Source organism: Cupriavidus sp. GW823-FHT07A04 (assembly GCF_058794615.1).
Genome location: NZ_JBXAHA010000011.1, coordinates 85,552 through 106,358, shown reverse-complemented (window position 1 = coordinate 106,358; position 20,807 = coordinate 85,552). Strand labels below are relative to the sequence as shown.

Below are 20,807 nucleotides of genomic sequence, written 5' to 3'. Positions count from 1 at the left end.
GCATGGCGGTGGCGCCGAGCCTGCTGTTGCTGGGGCGTGAGTGTTTTGTCATGTTGCTGCGATGTCATGAGGCGCGCAGGCCAGTGCGCGGGCAAGGCGATGCCGCCGGTCCGCACAGGCGTTCGCCCGCGCTCCCGGAGAAAAAAGGTAAGACACAGATGATTCGAATGAAATCGCATGTCCAGTCCATGCTGCCGCCCGTGCGCACGGCCATCGGCGTCCTGCTGGCCTCGTGGCTGAGCGCAGCGCCGGTGCAGGCGGCGGAGCCCGCACCGGCAAGCGGTCCGGTGGTGGCGCGCGCCGGCTCGGTCACCGTTGGCCAGGATGACGTGGAGCGGCTGCTGCAAGGCCTGCCGGAAGCGGACCGCGCCGCGGCCAGGAGCAACCGCGCGGGCATCGAGAGCTGGCTGCGCCAGCGCCTGGCCAGTGAAGCGCTGCTGCGCGAGGCACAGGGCAAGGGCTGGGCGGAACGACCCGAGGTGAAGGCGCGCGTCGATGCCGCCGTGCGCGAGATCTCCGCGCGGATCGTTGCCTCTACCTACCTGGAGTCGGTCACGCAGTTGCCGGCGGGCTATCCGTCCGAGCTCGAGGTGAAGGCGGCCTATGAAGACGGCAAGGCGAACTTCCAGGTGCCCGCCACTTACCGCGTCGCGCAGATCTTCCTGGCCACCCAGGGCAGCGATGCCGCGGCCACGGCCAAGGTGCGCGACGAAGCCCGCAAGCTGGCCACGCAGGCACGCCAGGGCGATTTCGCGGCGCTCGCCAAGAGCCGCTCGCAGGATCCCCGCGGTGCCGAACGCGGCGGGGAGGTCGGCACGCTGCCGCTGGCGCAGATGCTGCCGGAAGTGCGCGATACCGTTGCCAGGCTCAAGGTTGGCCAGGTGAGCGACCCGGTGCAATCGGCCGCGGGCTTTCATGTGGTGAAGCTGCTGGACACGCAGGCTGGCCGCACCGCAACGCTCGACGAGATCAAGCCGCAGTTGGTGGCGGCGATGCGCCAGCAACGCCAGCAGCAGCTCGTGCAGGCCTATATGGAGAAGCTGGTGGCGCCAGGTGCGGCCAGCATCGACACCGCCGCGCTGGATGCCGTGCTGCAGAAAGCGAACTAGAAAAACGATGCAGGCACGGATCACGGCGCCCGGTCACGCAAGCCTCAATCCCTATCCAAATTTCAATCCAAATTTCAATCCAAGTTTCAATCCAAGTTCCAATCATTTCAACACCAGGATACCCATGAACACCACCGCAACCCAGATCGACACCTCGGCAGACAGCCAACCCGCACTGCTGATGGCAGTGACTTCGGAGCAGGTCTGCGATGCCATCAAGGCCGCCGGCTGCGCCGTGACGGCCATCGAGCAGGACGGCGTGCTGCGCCTGCACAGCGCCAGCCACGGCGTTGGCTTCCAGGTCCTCTGGGGCAACTCGGCTGCGCCGGATGCGTACCTGGATTTCACGCTGAGCTGTCCGCTGCGGGTGCAAGGCGGCGCGTTGCCCGAGGGTGTGCTGGGCGACTGGCATCGCGCCAAGCGCTTCGCGCGCGTCGCGCAGCACGGCGAATTCCTGGTGCTTGAGATGGACGTGGTGATCTCCGGCGGCGTGGGCCCCGACTATCTCACCGTGGCGCTGCAGCTGTGGACGCAGATGATGGGCCAGTTTTTCCTGCATCTGCGCAACTTCCAGCCGGCGGCATCGGATGCAACTGCGGATGCTCCTGCGGATGCTCCTGCGCAGGAAGAGGCAGCCGCCGCGTAGTGGCCAACGCACCATGACGAAAGACAGGAACTTCGATGCATTCCCCGATTGAGCCAAGCCGGCAGGCCAGTCCTGCCGCGCGCAAGCTGGCTGCGCCCCGGAAAATGTGGGGGCGTTTGCTCCGTACGCTGGGGCTGGTGGGCCTGGGCCTGGGCCTGGGCGCGGCGTCTTCCGCCGCCGCCCCGGCGCAGCCGTTCCCGCAGCACTGGATGCGCTATGCGCAACTGGCCAGCACGGAGTTCCAGGCGCGGCTGGGGGACCCGGCCGACGCGAGCGCCCTGCGTTTGCAGGATTGGATGCAGGCCCGCGCGCAGCCGTCCGCGTCGTTGGTGATGCGTGTGTGGCTTGCTCCCAATGGCCGTGTGGAGCGCATGGAGTTCGACTCGCTGGGCAATCCGCAGGCCGACGCGGACCTGCGCGCGGTGCTGATGACGAAGGCGTTGCCCGAGCCGCCGCCGCCGGATATGCGCCAGCCCATGGTGCTGGAGCTGGGGCTGGATGGCGCGCAAGCGAGCTGACGTGGCGATGGCTTTGGACCCGGGCCGCCGCGGCGGTCTTGCGCGGCGCTCGCTGGCTTTTGCCACCATGGCGCTGCTTTTCGCGCTGGCGGCAGGCACGGCCGGATGCGCGCCGCTGCAGGCGGCGGCGTGGCGAGCCGCGCCCGATTTCTCGCGGCTGGTCCGCGAGAACGGCCCGGCCGTGGTCAACATCGGTGTGGCCCGCGAGGCGTTGCCCGATCCGCTGCGCGGGCGTGCGCAGGGCCAGGACAATGTCGACGAGACCAGCCTGGGCTCGGGCTTTATCCTTAGCGGCGACGGCTATATCCTCACCAACGCGCACGTGGTCGCGCGCGGGTCCCTGGTCAGCGTGAAGCTGACCGACCGGCGCGAGTTCAAGGCCAGGCTGATCGGGCTGGATGCCGTTGCCGACGTCGCCCTGCTCAAGATCGACGCCACCGGCTTGCCGACGGTGAAGATCGGCGACGCCGCGAGCGTGGAGGTGGGCAGCTGGGCCCTGGCCATCGGCTCACCCTATGGTTTCAGTAACTCGGTCACGGCCGGTATCGTCAGCGCCAAGGGCAGGGTGCTGCCTGGCGCCGAGTACATGCCCTTCCTGCAGACCGACGTGCCGGTCAATCCCGGCAACTCCGGCGGCCCGCTGTTCAACCTCAAGGGTGAGGTGATCGGCATCAATTCGCGCATCTACAGCCGCAGCGGCGGCTATCAGGGTTTGTCGTTCGCCATTCCCATCGATGTGGCCATGCGCATCAAGGACCAGTTGCTGCGCCAGGGCGCGGTGACACGCGGGCGTATCGGCGTGGCGGTGCAGGAGGTCTCGCAGGCACTGGCCGATTCGTTCCGCCTGCCCCGGCCTGCGGGCGCGCTGGTGAGCTATGTGCAGCCCGGCGGGGCCGCCAGCCGGGCCGGCATGAAGCCGGGCGATGTGATCCTGCAGGTGGGCGCGCGCGACGTCGTGCAGTCCGCCGATGCGCTGATCTGCATCGCGGACCTGGCCCCCGGCGTTGTCGTCCCGCTGCGCATCTGGCGGGACCGCGCCGCGCTCGTGCTGGAGGTGCGGCCCGATCGCTTCGACGCGCCACGGGTGGCGCGCACGGCGGCGCCCGGGCACGCGCCGCTGGGCATGATGGTCAGGCCGCTGTGGGCGCAAGAGCGGCAGGTGCTGCGTATCGACGGTGGCCTGCTGGTGCAGCGCGTGAACGCGGCTGCGTCGCGCGCCGGCATGAACGCCGGCGACGTGATTCTCGCCGTCAACGGCCAGCCGGTCGACAGCATCGAGGCGCTGGCCGACGAGGCCAGCGCGGCGGACGGCGCGGTGGCGCTGCTGGTCCAGCGTGGCAACGCGCGGTTGTTTATCGCGATCGAGACGCAGCAGCCGGCGGGTCCCGGCCAGGAGGAGTGAGCCATGTCACGGCAGTGGCTGGCACGCCTTCACGGCGGCGTCACATTGGATCCCTACGATGCGCACGGGTATGCACTTGGGCCACGCGCTCGATGCGGCAAGGACTCCTCAACGCACATGGCATTGGATAGTGATGGCAAGCTTGGTCGCAGCCCCCGGTGCGCGCGCACTGGTCGTCTATATGGCGGTCCTGGCCCTCTGCCTCGCCTGCCAGCAGACCCGCGCCCAGCAGCCCGCCAACCGCGGCGCGGTGGAGATGGCATTCGACCTGCCGGCCCAGCCGCTCAAGCAAGCGTTGGCGCAATACGACGCGCAGACCAGCCTGTCCGTCTTCTTTTCCTCCGAGCTGGCAGCGGGGCGAACCTCGACTGCTGTCCACGGCACCTTCAGCCCGGAAAACGCCTTGCGCAAGATGCTCGAGGGCACGGGGCTGAGCGTGCAGGCAGCCGCGGCCGATGCCTTCGTGCTGGTGCCCGCGCCGCGCTACGCGGACACGGCCGTCGCGCAGCCCCCGGCCAGCGCCGCGCGGCAATATGACGGCGCCGTGCAGTCGCAGGTCTATCAGGCGCTATGCGCGCGGCCCGCACTCGCGCTCGGGGACTATCGCCTCGCGCTCTATGTGCAGCTCAACGCGGCCGGCCACGTTGCGCACGTGCGCCTGCTGGACACCACCGGCGACAAGGCACGCGATGCGGCCATCATCGAGACCGTGGAGCACGTCGATGTGGGCCAGCCGCCCGGGGATCCGGCCAAGGCATTCGTGCTGCTGGTCAAGCCGGTGCGCTGTGACGCCGCGGCGGCCCGCTCCGGCTCGTGCCAGCCGCCCTGCGGCCGGCAGGCGAGCCGATAGATGAGCGACTCCAGCCGCTCCAGCTTGCGCGAGCTGCTTGCGCAACGCTACGACGACCTCAAGCGCCGCCTGACATGGCGCCTGGGCTCGGCCGAGCTCGCCAGCGATGCGCTGCACGATACCTGGGTGCACCTGGAAGACCGCAAGGAGGAGGGCGAGCCGGTCAAGAGCCCGGCCGCCTACCTGATGCGCATGGCCACCAACCTGGCGCTGGACCGGCTGCAGCGCGACCGCCGCTACATGAGCGCAGAAGAAATGGAGACGCTCATGGCCGAGATCGTCGATCCCGCGCCCGGCCCCGCGCAAACGGTCGCGGCGCGTGACGAGGTCGAGGCCGTTGCACGCCTTATCGAAAGCATGCCGCCACGCCGGCGGGCGATCTTCCTCGCGGTGCGGGTCGATGAACTCTCGAACCAGGAGGCCGCGGTGCGCTTCGGCGTGTCGCCGCGGCTGATCGGCCTGGAGCTCAAGCGGGCCCATGAGTACTGCATGGCCCATAGCCCCAAGCATGGATGAAAAAAAGCATGCCGATCTGTTGCTTCCCAACCGTCTTGTCTATGTCCATGGGCAAACCACGGTGGCGGCTCGCTTGATGCCATGATACGAATGATGATTCCTGCGCGACAACCGGAACGCACGCTCGACGCGATCGAGCGGCAGGCGCTCGCCTGGGTGCGCCGCGTGGCGGCGGGCGAGATGACGCAGGCCGACGGCGCCGCGCTGCGGCGCTGGTGCATGGCCGATCCCGCCAACCGGGCTGCTTTGTCCGTGGCACGGCAGCGATGGGCGCAGCTGGGCGAGGCCAGCCAGCTGGTGGTGGCCCGCAACCCGGCCAGCCTGCGTTTTGCCGGGACGCCGCGCGCGCCGAACTGGCAGCGGCGTGCATTTCTCGGCGGCGCCATGAGCGCGGCGGCAGCCGCGGCGACGGTGGCCGTCATCCGGCCGCCGCTGGGCCTGTGGCCTTCCGTGGAGGAGATGCGCGCGGATTACCGCACCGCGACCGGCGAGCAACGCCGGCTGGCGCTGGCCGAGGATGTCACCGTCGAGCTGAATACGCGCACCAGTATTGCCGTGCGCTCCGGCGCGGGGCGTGTGCAGGGCATCGACCTGATCGCCGGCGAAGCCGCTGTCGATACCTTGAACGCGCCGCGGCCGTTCGCGGTTGTCGCCGGGCCGGGGCGCGCGTTTGCGCAGAGCGCGCGGTTTGAAGTGCGGGTCACGCCTGCCGGTGTATGCGTGACTTGCGTCGAGGGGACCGTGCAGGTGGCGCACGGCGCAGGCATCGCGACGCTGAGCGGCAAGCAGCAACTCACCTACGATAGTGCTGCGCTCGGGCGCATCGTGCATGTCGATCCGACATGGATGCCGGCGTGGCGCGATGGCTACCTGCGGTTTGCCGATACACCATTGCATGAGGTGGTTGAGGAGATCAATCGCTACCGGCCGGGCAGGGTGGTGCTGTTGGATAAGCGGGCGGCAGGCAGGCATGTGACGGGGCGGTTTCAGATTCGGTCGCTGGATAAGGCGATTGCGCAGATACAGCGCTCACTTGGGTTGGAGGTGCGGTCGTTGCCGGGGGGGATTGTGTTGCTTAGTTAGGTGTTTCTTAGGGGGCTTTTGGTTGCTGCTGACGTGGGTGGGCGGTGTTTTAATGCTTCTAGCTGCTGGCGCGGCTGTACGGTATTGGCTGTTTTAGAACGTGTGAGATGTCACTTTTCTTTACTCGTAAAGAAAAGTAACCAAAAGAAAGCGATCCTTGCAGGAGGCTGGCGTGGCGTCATTGGGAATCCCAATGGTTTCGTCGTACGGCCCTGGGTGCTAATGGACTCGTGCCGTTACCAGTTTAGATCATCACGCCCCAGCCAATGCCCAGGGATTCGTGGTGGCCCCCCCCGGTAGCGGCCACCACGAACTTCAAGCCGTCTATCGCTCGCGGAGTGACCGGCCACGAAGTTGCAGGCGTCCCGTTTCCGTCGTGGGCGCGGTGGCACCGATTTGATAGGCCCGAAGAATCTCTTCACCGCGCCCACCCCACCACGAAACCATCATGGTGTGATATATCGTGGCGCTTCGGACCGGTACCGGCAGATGTGTGAACGAGCAGGGATGCCGCTACCGAGCAGCCTCACCACGAAACCAGCGTCATTTGCTGGATAGTGGTCCTTTAAACCGGTAACGGCACGAGGCCGTTAGAACCCGGGGCCTGACGACGAATCCACCGGGCTGCGCAACCCAGAAAAGCCAGCCTCCTGCAAGGATCGCTTTCTTTTGGTTACTTTTCTTTACGAGTAAAGAAAAGTGACATCTCACACGTTCTAAAACAGCCAATACTGTACAGCCGCGCCAGCAGCTAGAAGCAATAAAACCCCGCCCCCAAACGCCAACAGCAACCAGAAGCCGCCCAATACCCCCCCAATAACCCCCCCAATAACCCCCCCTATCCCCCTGTCACGAAATCTTCAAATAAAACCTTGCCGATTCCCCCGCGCCCAACGGTCTAGATCCCAGGAGCATCGACGGCGCTTGCCATCGATGGACATGATCGCAGTGCCTGTTCGCCAAGCAATGCCGGGCAATGCCGGGCGAGCGGGCCACGCCGAATGAGCTAGACGGGAATGGAAGCCAGAATGAACATGCGCGTTCACTACAAGAAGATGCCCTCGCGACAGACAACGCGATTCAGCAGAACGGTACTCACGATCCGACCCCTGGCCCACGCCATCGCGTTGCTCGTGGCAGCCGGTGGCAGCATGCACAGCGCGCATGCGCAACAAGCCTTCAGCCGCGCCTGGATGGCGCAAAAGAACATGATGCAGGACACGGCGGCGGCAACCGGCCGCCTGCCCAATGGCCAGCCCGCCGCATCGCTGACCAACCCGCAGGCGCAACAGCAACGCGCTAACGAACAACTGCAACGCTCCATCGACAACCTCAACGTGGCGGCGCGCGGCATTGCTGCCATGCAGGCCGCGCAGGCCGCCGCGCGGCAGGCCGCGATGAACGATGCGTCGGTGCCCGATGGCCTGGCCGAAGGCGGCCTGAAGGTGGATACCAACAGCCTCACTGCGGGCTGGATCAATGCGAGGCCGCTGGACAAGGAAACCGGGCAGAAGGTCGTCGACGGCAGGACGCAGGTTACCGTCCGGCAGACCGCGGACAAGGCCATCCTGAACTGGGAGACCTTCAACGTCGGGCGTAACACCACGGTGCAGTTCGACCAGCAGCCGAGCTGGTCGGTGCTCAACCGCGTCAACGATCCGCAGGCGCGGCCCAGCCAGATCCAGGGGCAGATCAAGGCAGACGGCACGGTGATGATCGTCAACCGCAACGGCATCCTGTTCTCGGGCAGCAGCCAGGTCGACACGCGCAACCTGGTGGCGGCAGCAGCGGGCATGACGGATTCGCAATTCCGCAAGGGTCTGTACAGCGATGCGCTGGGCGTCGGCTATGTGCCGACCTTTGCCAACGACCTGGTCAGCACCCCGAGCACGTCATCGAACGGCAATGCCACGGGCGACGTGATCGTCCAGGCCGGCGCGCGCATCGCAACGCGCAAGCCGCAGTCGGTGACCGAAGGTGGCGGCTATGTACTCCTGGCCGGGCGCGAAGCGCACAACCACGGATCCATCTCCACGCCTGGCGGGCAGGTCACGCTGGCCGCCGGCGACAGCTTTATCATCCGCAAGGGCGTTGGCACCGATGCCAACCAGGATTCGAGCACGCGCGGCAACGAGGTCAGCGTGCAGCGCAACGCCGGCAGCCTGGCAGGCCGCGTGAGCAATAGCGGCTTTCTCCAGGCGGCGACCGGCGACATCACGCTGGTTGGCCGCAGCGTGGAGCAGTCCGGCGTGGCGCTTGCCAGCACCTCGGTCAACACGCGCGGCACGCTGCACCTCACAGCCGTAGGCGACGCCGAGAGCCGGGTGATCCTGGCGCCCGGCAGCGTCAGCGCGATCCTGCTCGACGACAGCAACGCAACCGCCCTGGATGCGCAGCGCGATGCGCTGATCAAGGATTCCGCGCGGCCGAGCGATGGCGCCTACAACCGGCGCGACCAGTCTTTGGTGAAGATCGATTCCAGCGGCGACGTCGACTTCCAGTCCGACTCCATGACGCTCGCCACCGGCGGCCAGGTAATGGTGGGCGCCGTGCGCCGCACGCGCGTGGCGGACCGCGCCGCGATCGACGTGGCTGGCGCCGTGGGCGTCAGCGTGGCGATGGAATCCAACAACGTCATGATCAACGTGCAGGGCAACGAACAACGCGACGCCCCGCTCAACCGCGACAGCAAGCTGCTCAACAACGCCAATATCTGGATCGACCGCCGCACCCTGGTGCGCGTCGCCGCGGGCACCAACGGCTATGCCACCGAGCGCATGTACACGGGCGGCGGCCTGCTGGAAGTCAGCGGCTACCTGAGCACCGGCGGCCACAGCATCGGCGAATGGGCGGCGCAGGGCGGCACCGTGGCCTTCAGCGGCGGCGAGCTGGTCACGCAGGCCGGGTCCGGCATCAACGTCTCCGGCGGTTCGCTGAACGTGCAGAGCGGCATCATCAAGCAGACCTGGCTCAGGGGAGCTGACGCTCGCTTGTATAACCTGGCTACCGCGCCTGCGGACAACCTCTACACCGGGCTGTATCGCGGCTTCGAGAACACGCACGCGCGCTGGGGCAAGAACACCACGGAATACTTCCTCAGCCCGCTGATCGCGCCGGGCGAGCGGCTGGAGAACGGCTACACGGTCGGGCGCGATGCCGGGCGCGTGGTTGTTGGCACGCAGTCCGCGGTGCTCGAAGGCCATATCGACACCACGGTATTCCAGGGCGATCGCCAGCGCGACGCGCGGGATGGCAGCCTGGACGGCTACAAGCAATCGCAGATCGCCGCGCCACGTGCCGGCCAGTTGATCGTCGGGCAGCTCACGCCGATCTACGACAGCAAGACCGGCATGCTGCGCGACAGCCCGCAGGCACTGGTGAAACAGGTGGATATCGACGTCGTGCAAGGCATCGCGGATGGCCTGGCCATGACGGACGCGCTGCCCGACGAGCGCAAGGGCAAGTTGCGCCTGGATGCCGGGTGGATCAACGGGCTAGGCCTGGGCGCCTTGAAGGTCTACGCCAGGGACGGCATCGACGTTGGCGCCCCCGTGCAAGTGGCCGCGGGCGGCGACCTCGCGCTGCATGCCACGCAGGTGGATGTGCGGGCGGACCTCGCGGCGCGCGGCGGCCGCATCGCGCTGGGCAACATGATCAATCAGTACACCAGCAGCGCCGGTGGCGCCTGGCTGGATGTGCCGGTGGCGGCGTTACCGGCCAAGGGCTATACGCCCGGCGTTTCGGTGGGGCAAGGTGTCACATTGGATGGGCGCGGGCTGTGGTCCAACCTCGAACTGGACTTCACCCGGATCGGCGGGCTGCCCTACGTCAACGGTGGTGCGATCACCATCAGCAGCACTGGCGACGTCACCCTTGGCACGGGCAGCGTGCTGGATGTGTCGTCGGGCGCGGCGCTGCTCGCCGGCAACAAGGTGCAAGGCGGGCGGGGCGGCAATATCACGCTGTTGTCCAACCAGAACGACGTCGCTGGCAAAGGTTCCGGCGCGTTGCGGATGAACGGCGAACTACGCGGCTATGGCGTCAAGGGCGGGGGTACGCTCACCATCGATACCGGCGTGGGCATTGCCATCGGCGGCGGCTTGCTGGCCGACAGCGGCCTGTTGCCGGCGGGCCAGTCGGTATCGGTCAACCTGACGCTGGCGCAGTCGGTCACGCTGCCGGCCGGCACGGTGCTGCCCAGCGATTTCACCTACGCGGCGGACACCGTGGCGCCGGGCCAGGCGATGCAAGGCAACCCGCTGTTCAGCGCGACGCGCAAGGTCACGCTGCAAGCGCCGTGGCTGGTGCCGCGCGGCACGACCTGGAACTTCGCGGTCATCGACGACAAGGGCCGCTTTTATTCCAATGGCAACATCGCCCCCGCCGGTACCGTGCTGGTAGGCTCATCGGGCGACCTGGCACCGGGCTACGTGGTGCCTGCGGACGTCTTTCCCAACGGCATCCCCGTGCCCGAGTTCAATAGCACCCTGCAGGCCGGCACGCCGTTGCCCAAGGACGTGGTGCTCGCCGAGGGCGCCAGGCTGCTGGCCGGCACGAAGCTGCCGGGCGCGGTGGCGGTCAAGCCGCTGCTGGTGATCGGCAACGAGGTGTTCCAGAGCGGCTTCTCGCGCTACGCCGTGGCCGCCCAGCAAGGCGTGCAGGTCGCCCGGGATGCCAACGTGGCGGTAGCGATGCCGGTGCTGCGCTTTGACGCCTCTGCGGGCCACGCGGTGGCAAGTGGCGCCGATCCGGCGCAAGTCCTGGAGCGCTGGCTGCCGCCCCTGTGGCAGGAAGACCCGCTCAAGGCCACGCTGACCCAGCGCGGCGGCGCCGACCTGGCATTGTCGGCCGGTTCTGTCTACACCCAGGCGCCGCTGGTCATCGGGCAGGGCGCCACCGTGACCGTCGATCCGGGCCGTGCGCTGACCCTGCAGGGCAATGGCCAGATCACCGTCGAGGGCACGCTGAACGCCTGGGGCGGCAATATCGCATTGCTGCCGGGCAAGCTTGGCACCGGCAACCAGGCGGACCGGCCCAACGGCATCGCCGATGCCATGTCGATCTGGATCGGCAACGGCGCCGTGCTCGATGCCGCCGGGCGCGCGGTCACCGCTGTCGACGCGCGCGGGAACGTATATGGCAAGGTGGGCCAGGGTGGCACGATCGAGATCGGTGCGCGCCATAACCTGGACGCTACCCAGATCGACGCCGCGGACGCCTTCGTCGTGGTTCGGCCGGGCGCGCGCATCGATGCCTCTGGCGCTTCCGCGCGGCTGGACCTGCCCGGGCTGGGCGCCACGCAGGTGGCGAGCGACGGTGGCGTCATCGCGCTGAGTTCCTTGCGCGGCCTGTTCCTGGACGGCAGCCTGCGCGCGGCCGCCGGCGGCCAGGGCGCCGCCGGCGGCACGCTGGCGCTGAACCTGGAGACACCGGCCTACGGCCCGGTGGACAACTATACCCAGAAGAGCCCCAGCGTCGAGGACGCGGTGCGGGCCGCGCGCGAGCTGGTGGTGGCGCAAACGCAGGGCGCCACCGCGCTGGCGGCCGGACTGCGGCCCGGCGAGCGCGATGCCGCCCTGGCCTACGGCGCCGGGCGCATTGGCGTGGACCACATCGGGGCGGGTGGGTTCGACAACGTTGCACTATTGGCCAACGGCTTGATCAGTTTCGATGGCAACGTCAACCTGGCCGTAGGGCAGAGCTTGCGCCTGACGACCGGCGCGATCGCGCTGGCGGAGCATGCCGCTGCCGGCACCCAGGTCAGCCTGGCCGCGCCCTATGTTCGCCTGGCCGGCACGACCCGTGTTCCGCCCGACTTCTACTACATGCCCAACCCCACTGTGAACACCGTGGGCGTGCCGCTGGTGTCGCAAGGCACCCGGCTGCAAGTCGAGGCGGATCTGCTGGACCTGGTGGCAGCCACGCAGCTCGGCGTGCGCGGCGTCATTAAACGCAACGCTGACACATCGCTGACGGTGGAGCGAGGTGCCTTCGACGAAACGACCCTGCGCAGCCGCGGCGACATGCGCATGTACCGCGCCGCCTCGCTGAGCGTACCCGGCAACCTCACGCTGGCGGCCGCGCAGATCTACCCGGGCATGGGCGACAGTGGTTCGGTGACGGTCGGACAGCGCAGTTTTCTCGACAACTACGGCAACGTCCAGCGCGAATTCGACCCGGCGCGCCACCTCAACATCGAGCGCGTGGGCGATGAACTGCCCGCCATGCCCTATTCCGTCTTCGGCCGCCTGACCTTGCGCGCCCCGACCATCAACCAGGGTGGCGTGGTGCGGGCGCCGCTGGGCAACCTCGAGCTGGGATCGGTGGGCTATGGCGCTGTGACGGAGCACCTGAACCTGCTGCCGGGCAGCGTGAGCTCGATCAGCGCCAACGGCCTGGTCATGCCCTATGGCGGCTCGCTCGACGGGCTCAGCTACCTGCACGACGGCAAGGACGTGGCGTTCAACGGCGTGGGTAATGGCCCGGCCATCACCCTGGCCGGCAAGACGATCGACGTGCGGCAGGACGCGGTGCTGGACCTCAGCGGTGGCGGCACGCTCACCGGCGCGGCCTTCCTCGCCGGGCGCGGTGGCTCGGTGGACGCGCGCATGAATCCGCTGGTGCAGGTCGGCGCCCGCGGCGGCTTCACCTTGCCGGGCCTGTCGACCAACCCGGTCTATGCGATCGTGCCGGGCGTGCAGCCCGGCTATGCGCCGGTGGTGGCCGAGAAAGGGGCCAGCGATCCGGCCATTGGCCGCCAGATCACCATCGGCGCCGGCGTGCCGGGCCTGCCCGCTGGCACCTACACGCTGTTGCCTTCCACCTTCGCCTTGTTGCCCGGCGCGTTCCGCGTCGAGCTCAACGGGCTTGGCCATGGCACGTTGGCGGCCGGTGGCGCCATGGCCATGCGCAATGGCTCGTACGCGGCCTCGGCGCAGCTGGGCGTGGCCAACACCGGCATCCGCAGTGCCGTGCCTACCCAGGTCTTCCTGACGCCTGCCGACGTATTGCGCAGCTATTCGCAATACAACGAGATGAGCTACGCGGATTTCGCGCTGGCCCAGGCCGCACGCGAGGGCGTGCCACGCGTCCAGCTGGAGCGGGACGCCAAGACACTGCGCTTGTCCTTCGCGCCGAGTGCGCCGCGCGCCCCTGGCGATGAACCCGTCCTGCACTTTGCGGGGCGCACCTTGTATGCGCCCGCCGCAGGCGGTTTTGGCGGCAGTGCGCTGATGATGGGCGAAACCAGCTATGAAATCCTGGCTGCCGGCGCGGCGCCGACGCCGGGCTTTGTCGGCACCTCGCTGTACGCGGCGGATATCAATGCCATCGGCGCCTCGCGCATTGGCATCGGCGGGCTGCCGTCAGTGCGCTATGTCGACTACACCGGCAGCAGGCAACGCGCCAACATCGCCACGTTCGATAGCGGGGCGTGGAGCATCTTCCTGCGCGAAGGCGCGGTGCTGAAGGCCGCCGAGGTGTACCTGGTGACTAGTACCAAATCGGGCGGCATCTTCGTGGAGCAGGGCGGCGGCATCAATACGCTGGGGCAGGGCAAGGCGGCCTGGGATTCCACCAACGGCTATGTCTACGACCCGGGCTCCAGCAGCGTGCTGGCGGTCTCCAACGGCTGGCTGGACATGCTGGCTCCCGGCTATAGCGCGGATCCCGTCCGGGGCGCGGGCCGCATCGACATCGGGGCCTGCAGCCCGGGGGCTGTCTGCCACGGCACCACGCCGCTGTATTCCGAAGGCACCATCGCTGCCTCGACCGACCAGAGCTTCAACCTGCGCGACGCGGCACGCTATGGCACCCGCAACCTGGTGTTGTCGGTCGGCGCAATCAACGCGGGCAACCAGGCGACGCTGGCGGACCTGGCCGCGCGCAATGCGCTGCCGCCAGGCCTGACGCTGAACCAGGAGGTGCTGGACCGGCTCCTGAAGGGCGACACCAGCACCGGCGCGCCGGCGCTGGAGAACCTGGCGCTGACCGCGCGCGACGCGCTGCGTTTCTATGATTCGGTGGAGCTCTCCACCATCGACCCGGCCACCGGCAAGTCCTCGCTCGCGCGCCTGGTGCTGGGCACGCCGGCCATCCAGGGCTATGGCAGTGCCGATGCGCTGGCCCGCATCCACACCGACATCCTGGTGTGGAACGGCGCGACCAATGCGCCGGGGCTGGTGGCAACCGGCGGCGCCGGCACGGGCAGCGGCCGCCTGCAGGTCGACGCGAAGCAGATCGAGTTCGGCTATGGCCCCAACAGCCGCCCCGATACCATCCACGCCATGGACCGGATGGTGCTGGGCTTCGCTCAGGTCGACCTCAACGCCAGCGAGCGCATCACCGCCAACCAGAAGGGGTCGCTCGCGGTCTACCAGTCGCAAGGCGCCTGGGACGACGCCACCAAGGGCTATGCCTACAGCGGCGGCAACCTGAATCTCAACACGCCGCTGCTGACCGGCCAGGCGGGCTCGGTCAACAAAATCACCGCCGGCGGCGACATCCGCTTGACCGCGCCTGCCGGTGCCGCCGCGCTGGCCTTGTCCGGCAAGGCCCTGGCCGAGGCCCTGGGCGCGGAGATCGCGCTCAACGGCAACAGTGTGGCGCTGGATAGCACGGTAGTGCTGCCCAGCGGCAAGCTCACCGTGTCCGCCGAGCGCGACGTGGTGTTGCGCGACGGCGCGCGGCTCGACCTGGCCGGGCGCAAGCTCGATTTCTATGACGTCAGCAAGTACAGCTGGGGCGGCGACGTGGTGCTGGAAAGCCGCGCCGGCGACGTGCGCCAGGCGGCGGGCGCGCTGATCGACGTTTCCGCCAAGGAGAACCGCGCGGGCAAGCTCACCGTGCTCGCGCTGGGCGCGGGCGCGGGCACCATCGACCTGCGCGGCAGCGTGCTGGGCGGCAGCAGCGGCCACTACGATGCCGGCGGCACCCTGGTGCCGTTTGCTGCCGGCGGGGCGGATATCCGCGCGCAGCATATCGCCGATTTCACGGGACTGAACCAGCGCCTCAACGACGGCAAGCTCTCCGGCATCCGCAGCTTCCAGCTCAAGCAGGGCGACCTGGCCATCGGCGACGAGCTCAAGGCGCGCGAGGTCAGCGTGTCGGTGGACGGCGGCAAGCTGACCGTGACCGGCACCATCGACGCCAGCGGCGAGCAGGTCGGCAGCATCCGCCTGGCCGCGCGCAACGGCGTCACCATCGGCGGCGGCGCACTGCTCGACGCGCACGGCACGGTGCTGCGCGTGGACAGCTACGGCCAGGTCATCGAAGCGCCCAACCGCGCCACCATCGAGATCAACGCCGGCACGGGCCGGCTCACGCTGGAGCGCGGCGCGCGCATGGACCTGCGCGCCGGCACCGGCGCAGGCGCACAGTCGCTCGGCACGGTCGAGCTCAACGCCCCGCGCCTGGGCGGCGCCACCGGCAACGATATCGATATCGACGCCAGCGGCGCGCTGCGCATCGACGGTGCGCGCTCCATCGCGGTCAACGGCTTCTGGTCTTACAAGGACGCGGCCTGGGGCACCGATCCGATGGCCGACGGCCGTCCCTACCAGGTCATCAACCAGGCCTACCTGGACGCCAAGCACGCAGATAGCCTGGTGTTCATGAGCAATGCGCTGGCCAACGGCGACCTGATGAACCGCAAGCTCGCCGGCCTGCGCGGCTACGCGGATGCTTTCCACCTGCGCCCGGGCGTGGAGATCGTCAGCGCCATGCCGGATGGCGACCTGCACATCGACGGCGACATCGACCTGTCGCGCTACCGCTATGCCAGCGTCAACCCGCGCACGCAGCAGACCGGCGTCTATGGCTCCGGCGAAGCCGGCGCGCTGGTGCTGCGCGCGGGCGGCAACCTGAATGTCTATGGCAGCCTGACCGATGGCTTCGACGCCTCGGCGCTGCCGGTCACCCCCGACGATCAGGGCTGGGTGCTGGTCAAGGGCAGGGTGCCCTGGGGCGGCGATGTCGTCATCCCGCAGGGCCAGCTGGTCACGCTGGCGGAAGACACCTTCTTCCTGTCCGGCCGCACGCTCAACTACGACCTGCCGATCAAGGCGGTGAGCCTGCGTCCCGGCACGGTGCTGCCCGCGCGCGCCACGCTGGCGGCGGACCTGGTGCTGCCAGCCGGTACGATACTGGGCGGCGCGGTGCGCGATGCGCAAGGCAATGTCGTGCAAGCGGCGGGTACGGTGCTGTCGCAGCCGCTGACGCTGGCCAGCGGCATGCAGCTCGATGCCGGCAACCGGCTTGCCGGCGGAGCCAGCGTGGCGGCCATGACCTGGCCTGCCGGCGTGCCGCTGCCGCAGACCGGCACGAGCGTGGAGACCGCGCCAGGGGTCTACCTGGCGAACGCACTTGCCTTGCGCAAGGGCGCGGTGATCCCGAGCGAAACGGTGGTCAAGCTGCCGGACGACGCGGTCATGGTGTCGCTGCGCCCAGGGGACGCCAGCGGCAACCAGGGCCGCAACTGGGCGCTGGCGCCGATGCTGCCCGAGGGTTCGCAATCGTGGTCGGTGCGGCTGGTGAGTGGCGCCGACACGCAGGCCGCGGACACGCGCGCCTTGCAGACGCACGGCAAGCAGGCGTCCATGCTGCTGGCCGACACCCACTACGGCCTGGTCTCGACGAACGTCTTGTTGCCGGGCACCGGCTTGCCGGGCGAATACGTGTGGGCGGGGGATTCGCTGGAAGTTATCGGCATCGAGCCCGGCACGCCGATCGACCTGGACCAATGGGGCGGCGAGCAAGAGGTCAAGAACCTCAACGACCTGGGGTATGGCTTGCTGGTCGTCAAGGTCAAGGACGGCACGCCCCCGGTGTACAGGACGCAGCTGCAGCCAGCCCGGCAGCAGCTCTTCAGCGTGCTGCGCACCGGCACCGGTGACCTGGACCTGATCTCGGGCGGTGACTTCACCATGACCTCGCCGTTCGGCGTCTACACCGCCGGTACGCAGTCCGCCGGCGTGGGCGCGGCGTACAACCTGCCACGCGCCACTGCCTTCGACGGCACGCTGCTGGGCCCGGATGGCACGACGTTTGCGCCGTATATCGATGGCGGCAGCCAGAGCCTGTACCGCGCCTGGTACCCGGAGCACGGCGGCAATGTGCTGGTACGCGCCCAGGGCGACGTGAAGGGTGACCTGATCGGCGTCAGAGGCAACCAGTCCCGGACCGACGCGATCGGCGCCCTACGCGCCCACGTCGGCTCCACCGCCGTTGGCAACTGGCTGTGGCGCCAGGGCACCGGCAGCGCCGTGACAGGCAGCGAAGGCGTGCCCACCGCCTGGTGGGTCAACTTCGGCAGCTATGTGGCCGGCCCGACGGAAGGCTACGACTTGTTCGCGAGCGCGCCGTTCCTGGTCGGGTTCACCGGCATCGGCACGCTGGGCGGCGGCAACCTGGTGCTGGAGGCCGGCGGCGACGCCGGCATGCTGTCGTCGCGCATGACCGCATCCGGCAGCTTTGTGTCCCGCAGCCAGGGCTTGAACCTGGCGGTGGCCAGCACGGGCCGCGTTTCGGCCGATGGCAAGCAGCTCACCCTGACCGGCGGCGGCGACCTCGACATCCGCATCGGCGGAGGGCTCAACCCCGTGGCGGAAGTGCGCGCCTTCTCCTCGCAGACAGGTGACGTCACGCCGGCCACCCGCTACTCGGGGGTATATAGCGATATCAACAGCACCTTCGTCAACCTGCGCGGGGCGTTGCGCATGGAGGCCGGTTCGGTGGGCGGCATCGAGCTGCGTTTCGACCGCGCGGATCCCGCCGAATCGCGTGCCTACGACGTGTACAAGGCCACGTCCTCCATCGCCGGCGGCGGGCCGGTGCTGGTACCCGGCGATGCCGGCGTGCGCATCGACGCGCGCGGCGACCTGGTGCTCGGCGGCGTGGGCGACCCGGGGCGTGTGGCGCTGGTCAACAACGGCACGCCGTTCCGGGCCAACGGCGCCAGCTACACCGGCGACGGCTGGACCTGGTTCTCGCTGTGGACGCCGGGCACCGCCATCGACCTGTTCAGCGCGGGCGGTAATCTGACGCCGTCCACCGCGGCGGCGGACAATGGCTATTCCGGCAACCATACGGCGACCGACGGGCGTTTCATGATGCCGTCGGTGCTGCGCGCGGTGGCGGCCAGCGGCAGTCTCTACTACGGCAATTCCAGCACCGGCGCCATCGATGGAACGAACCGGCCGGTCCAGTCCAGCACCACGCTGATGCTGGCCCCGTCGCCGGTGGGGCCGCAATACGCCCGCATGGGCGCGGGCCAGCTGGAGCTGCTGGCCGCCGACTCGATCTACGCCGGGGGCTATGGGATCACGCAGTCTGGCGCCGATCCCACTGCCCTGCCAAATCCGTTCAACGCCGCTTTCAGCGGCAGCACGGTGAAGATCATCTACGGCACGCTGAAGCTGAGCAATATCAGCCCGGACGGGCTGGCAGCCAGCGTGTTCCTGGCGAACAACGGCGGCGCAGTTACATACCAGGCCTACCCGTTGTTTAGTTTCACGCCACCCACGGCCTCGGGCTACGCGGTCCCCGGCAGCCAGCCGGCGCGCTTCTATGCGGTCGATGGCGATATCGTCGGCCTGCGCACGGGGTCGATCATTTCCCGTGCCAATGGCGTCGGTTCGGCCCTCACGTTCGGTAACTGGTATGAAGGCAGCGGACCGGTGGCGATCCGCGCGGGGCGCGACCTTGTCAACGCGGGCACAGCGCTGGGCGAGGCCGAAGACGTGCCCGCCGATGGCCACGGCTGGTACCTTCCTCCTCGCCGCGGCGACGGCACCTTTGCCGAGAAGCCCGTCCCGGTCCTGAATGCCAGCGCGCGTGGCAACCTGATCGTGCATAACAACGCGGACGATGTGTCCGTGGTCTCCGCGGGCCGCGATATCCGCATGAGCAACTTCTACGTGGCCGGTCCCGGCCTGCTGGAAGTCACCGCCGGGCGCGACCTGTACATGGCCGACCGGGCCGAGCTCAAGAGCATCGGGCCGGTGGCCAACGCGACCCCGGGCGACCGCGGCAGCGGCGCCAGCATTGCGGTGGCGGCGGGTGTGGGCCGCAACGGGCTGGACTTCAACGCCTTCGCCAGGCGCTACCTGGATCCCGCCAACCAGGCAGACGCGGGCCGCGCGCTTGCCGACCAGCCGGGCAAGGTGGTGGCCATCTACAGCGGCGAGCTGAAGCTGGCTGACTGGCTGCGCGCCCAGTTCGGCTACGCGGGCGACGAGGCCGGCGCGCCGGCCTACCTGCAAAGCAAGCAGGCGGAGCTTGACAGCACGCGCCAGCAAGCCTTGGCGGCCGGCGCGGCCGCCCCCAACCGCGACCTGCGGCGCGAGTACGGGCTGGCCGGCCAGCTGCACCTGGTCAACTGGCTGAGTGGCCGCTTTGGCGGGCATAACGGCCTGGGCCTGCACTTCGACGCGGCCAGCATGGACGCGCGGCAGTTCTTCGCCGCGTTGCCGGCCGAGCAGCAGCGGGCCTACCTGCGCAACGTGTACTACGCCGAGCTCAAGGCCGCCGGGCGCGAGTACAACCAGGCGGGTGGCCCGCGCGAAGGCAGCTACCTGCGCGGCCGCGAGGCCATCGCCACGCTGTTCCCCACGCATGACGCGCAGGGCAACGCGCTTGCCTACGAGGGCGACCTGACCATGTTCAGCAGCGCCAACTACTACGCCCCGGTCTCCGGGGCGCAAGCCACCAAGCGGCCGCTCAAGGGCGTCACCTACCTGCGGCGCGACGAGTACAAGGCGGCCGGCAACCCATACAACGTGGGTGTGTACGACCTGCTGGACGCCGGCATCCATACGGACTTCGGCGGCGACATCGACATCATGACGCCAGGCGGGCGCACGCTGGTCGGCGTGGATGGCGGTTTCGTCCCGGGCGAGGGCTCGGGCGTGCTGACGCAGGGCGCCGGCGAGGTCCAGATCTACGCCAGGGACAGCATCCTGCTGGGGCAGAGCCGCATTTTCACCACCTTTGGCGGCAACATCCTGGCGTGGTCGGCGCAGGGCGACATCAACGCCGGGCGCGGCTCCAAGTCCACCGTGGTCTACACGCCGCAGCGGCGTGTGTACGACGGCATCGGCCTGGTCACGCTGTCGCCCACCACGCCGAACACCGGCGCGGGCATCGCCACGCTCAACCCGGTTCCCGAGGTACCGCCGGGCGACATCGACCTGATCGCGCCGCTGGGCACCATCGACGCGGGCGAAGCCGGCATCCGCGTGTCTGGCAACATCAACATTGGCGCGCTGCACGTGGTCAACGCCGAGAACATCCAGGTGCAGGGTAAGGCCACCGGCATCCCCGTGCTGGCCGCGGTGAACGTTGGCGCGCTGACCAACGCCAGCGCGGCGGCTTCGCAGGCGGTGGGCGCGGCGCAGGACGCGCTGCAGCGCGAGCGCACGGCGGCGCGCCAGGGCTTGCCGTCGATCTTCACGGTGCGCGTGCTCGGCTTTGGCACGGATGCGGATGAGGCAGCGCCCAAGGCGAGGGAAGGCGCCAAGGTGGCGCCGGCCAGCTACGACCCCAACGGGGTGGTGCAGGTGCTGGGCCAGATGGAGCTGAGCGAGTCGCAGCTCAGCCAGCTGAGCGCCACGGAGCGCCGCAATCTCCAGCGCTGAGCGCCTGGCGGGGGCGTTCCCGCGCGCGCGCCGGCTGCAATGGCGCCACC

General features: G+C 68.7%; 8 protein-coding genes. All 8 read left to right on the top strand.

All coding sequences use genetic code 11. The features are described from left to right. Positions 1-167 precede the first annotated feature (167 nt). The 8 genes from AC1Q7Q_RS20005 (at position 168) to AC1Q7Q_RS19970 (ending at position 20,757) form a co-directional block, all read left to right on the top strand. The gene (locus AC1Q7Q_RS20005) at positions 168-1,109 is read left to right on the top strand and encodes a peptidylprolyl isomerase (RefSeq protein ID WP_492374016.1); all 942 of its coding nucleotides are present in this window, start codon (positions 168-170) and stop codon (positions 1,107-1,109) included. A 124-nt stretch (positions 1,110-1,233) separates the two neighbouring features. After that, positions 1,234-1,755: a YbjN domain-containing protein gene (locus tag AC1Q7Q_RS20000; protein ID WP_492374017.1), complete on the top strand. Its 522-nt coding sequence runs from the start codon at positions 1,234-1,236 to the stop codon at positions 1,753-1,755. A 35-nt stretch (positions 1,756-1,790) separates the two neighbouring features. Continuing rightward, positions 1,791-2,273 carry a YbaB/EbfC family DNA-binding protein gene (locus AC1Q7Q_RS19995; RefSeq protein ID WP_492374018.1) on the top strand — a complete coding sequence of 161 codons (483 nt, stop codon included), beginning with the start codon at positions 1,791-1,793 and terminating at the stop codon, positions 2,271-2,273. Then, positions 2,254-3,675 (top strand): trypsin-like peptidase domain-containing protein, encoded by a 1,422-nt coding sequence (locus AC1Q7Q_RS19990; RefSeq protein WP_492374019.1) that lies wholly within the window; start codon positions 2,254-2,256, stop codon positions 3,673-3,675. The genes AC1Q7Q_RS19995 and AC1Q7Q_RS19990 overlap by 20 nt, the downstream gene beginning before the upstream one ends. Before the next feature lie 133 nt (positions 3,676-3,808). Further along, the gene (locus AC1Q7Q_RS19985) at positions 3,809-4,525 is read left to right on the top strand and encodes an STN domain-containing protein (RefSeq protein ID WP_492374020.1); all 717 of its coding nucleotides are present in this window, start codon (positions 3,809-3,811) and stop codon (positions 4,523-4,525) included. Beyond that, positions 4,526-5,041: an RNA polymerase sigma factor gene (locus tag AC1Q7Q_RS19980; protein WP_150984208.1), complete on the top strand. Its 516-nt coding sequence runs from the start codon at positions 4,526-4,528 to the stop codon at positions 5,039-5,041. A gap of 90 nt (positions 5,042-5,131) precedes the next feature. Then, positions 5,132-6,124 carry a FecR family protein gene (locus AC1Q7Q_RS19975; RefSeq protein ID WP_492374021.1) on the top strand — a complete coding sequence of 331 codons (993 nt, stop codon included), beginning with the start codon at positions 5,132-5,134 and terminating at the stop codon, positions 6,122-6,124. A 1,028-nt stretch (positions 6,125-7,152) separates the two neighbouring features. Continuing rightward, positions 7,153-20,757 (top strand): filamentous hemagglutinin family protein, encoded by a 13,605-nt coding sequence (locus AC1Q7Q_RS19970; protein ID WP_492387201.1) that lies wholly within the window; start codon positions 7,153-7,155, stop codon positions 20,755-20,757. The last annotated feature ends 50 nt before the right edge of the window (positions 20,758-20,807 follow it).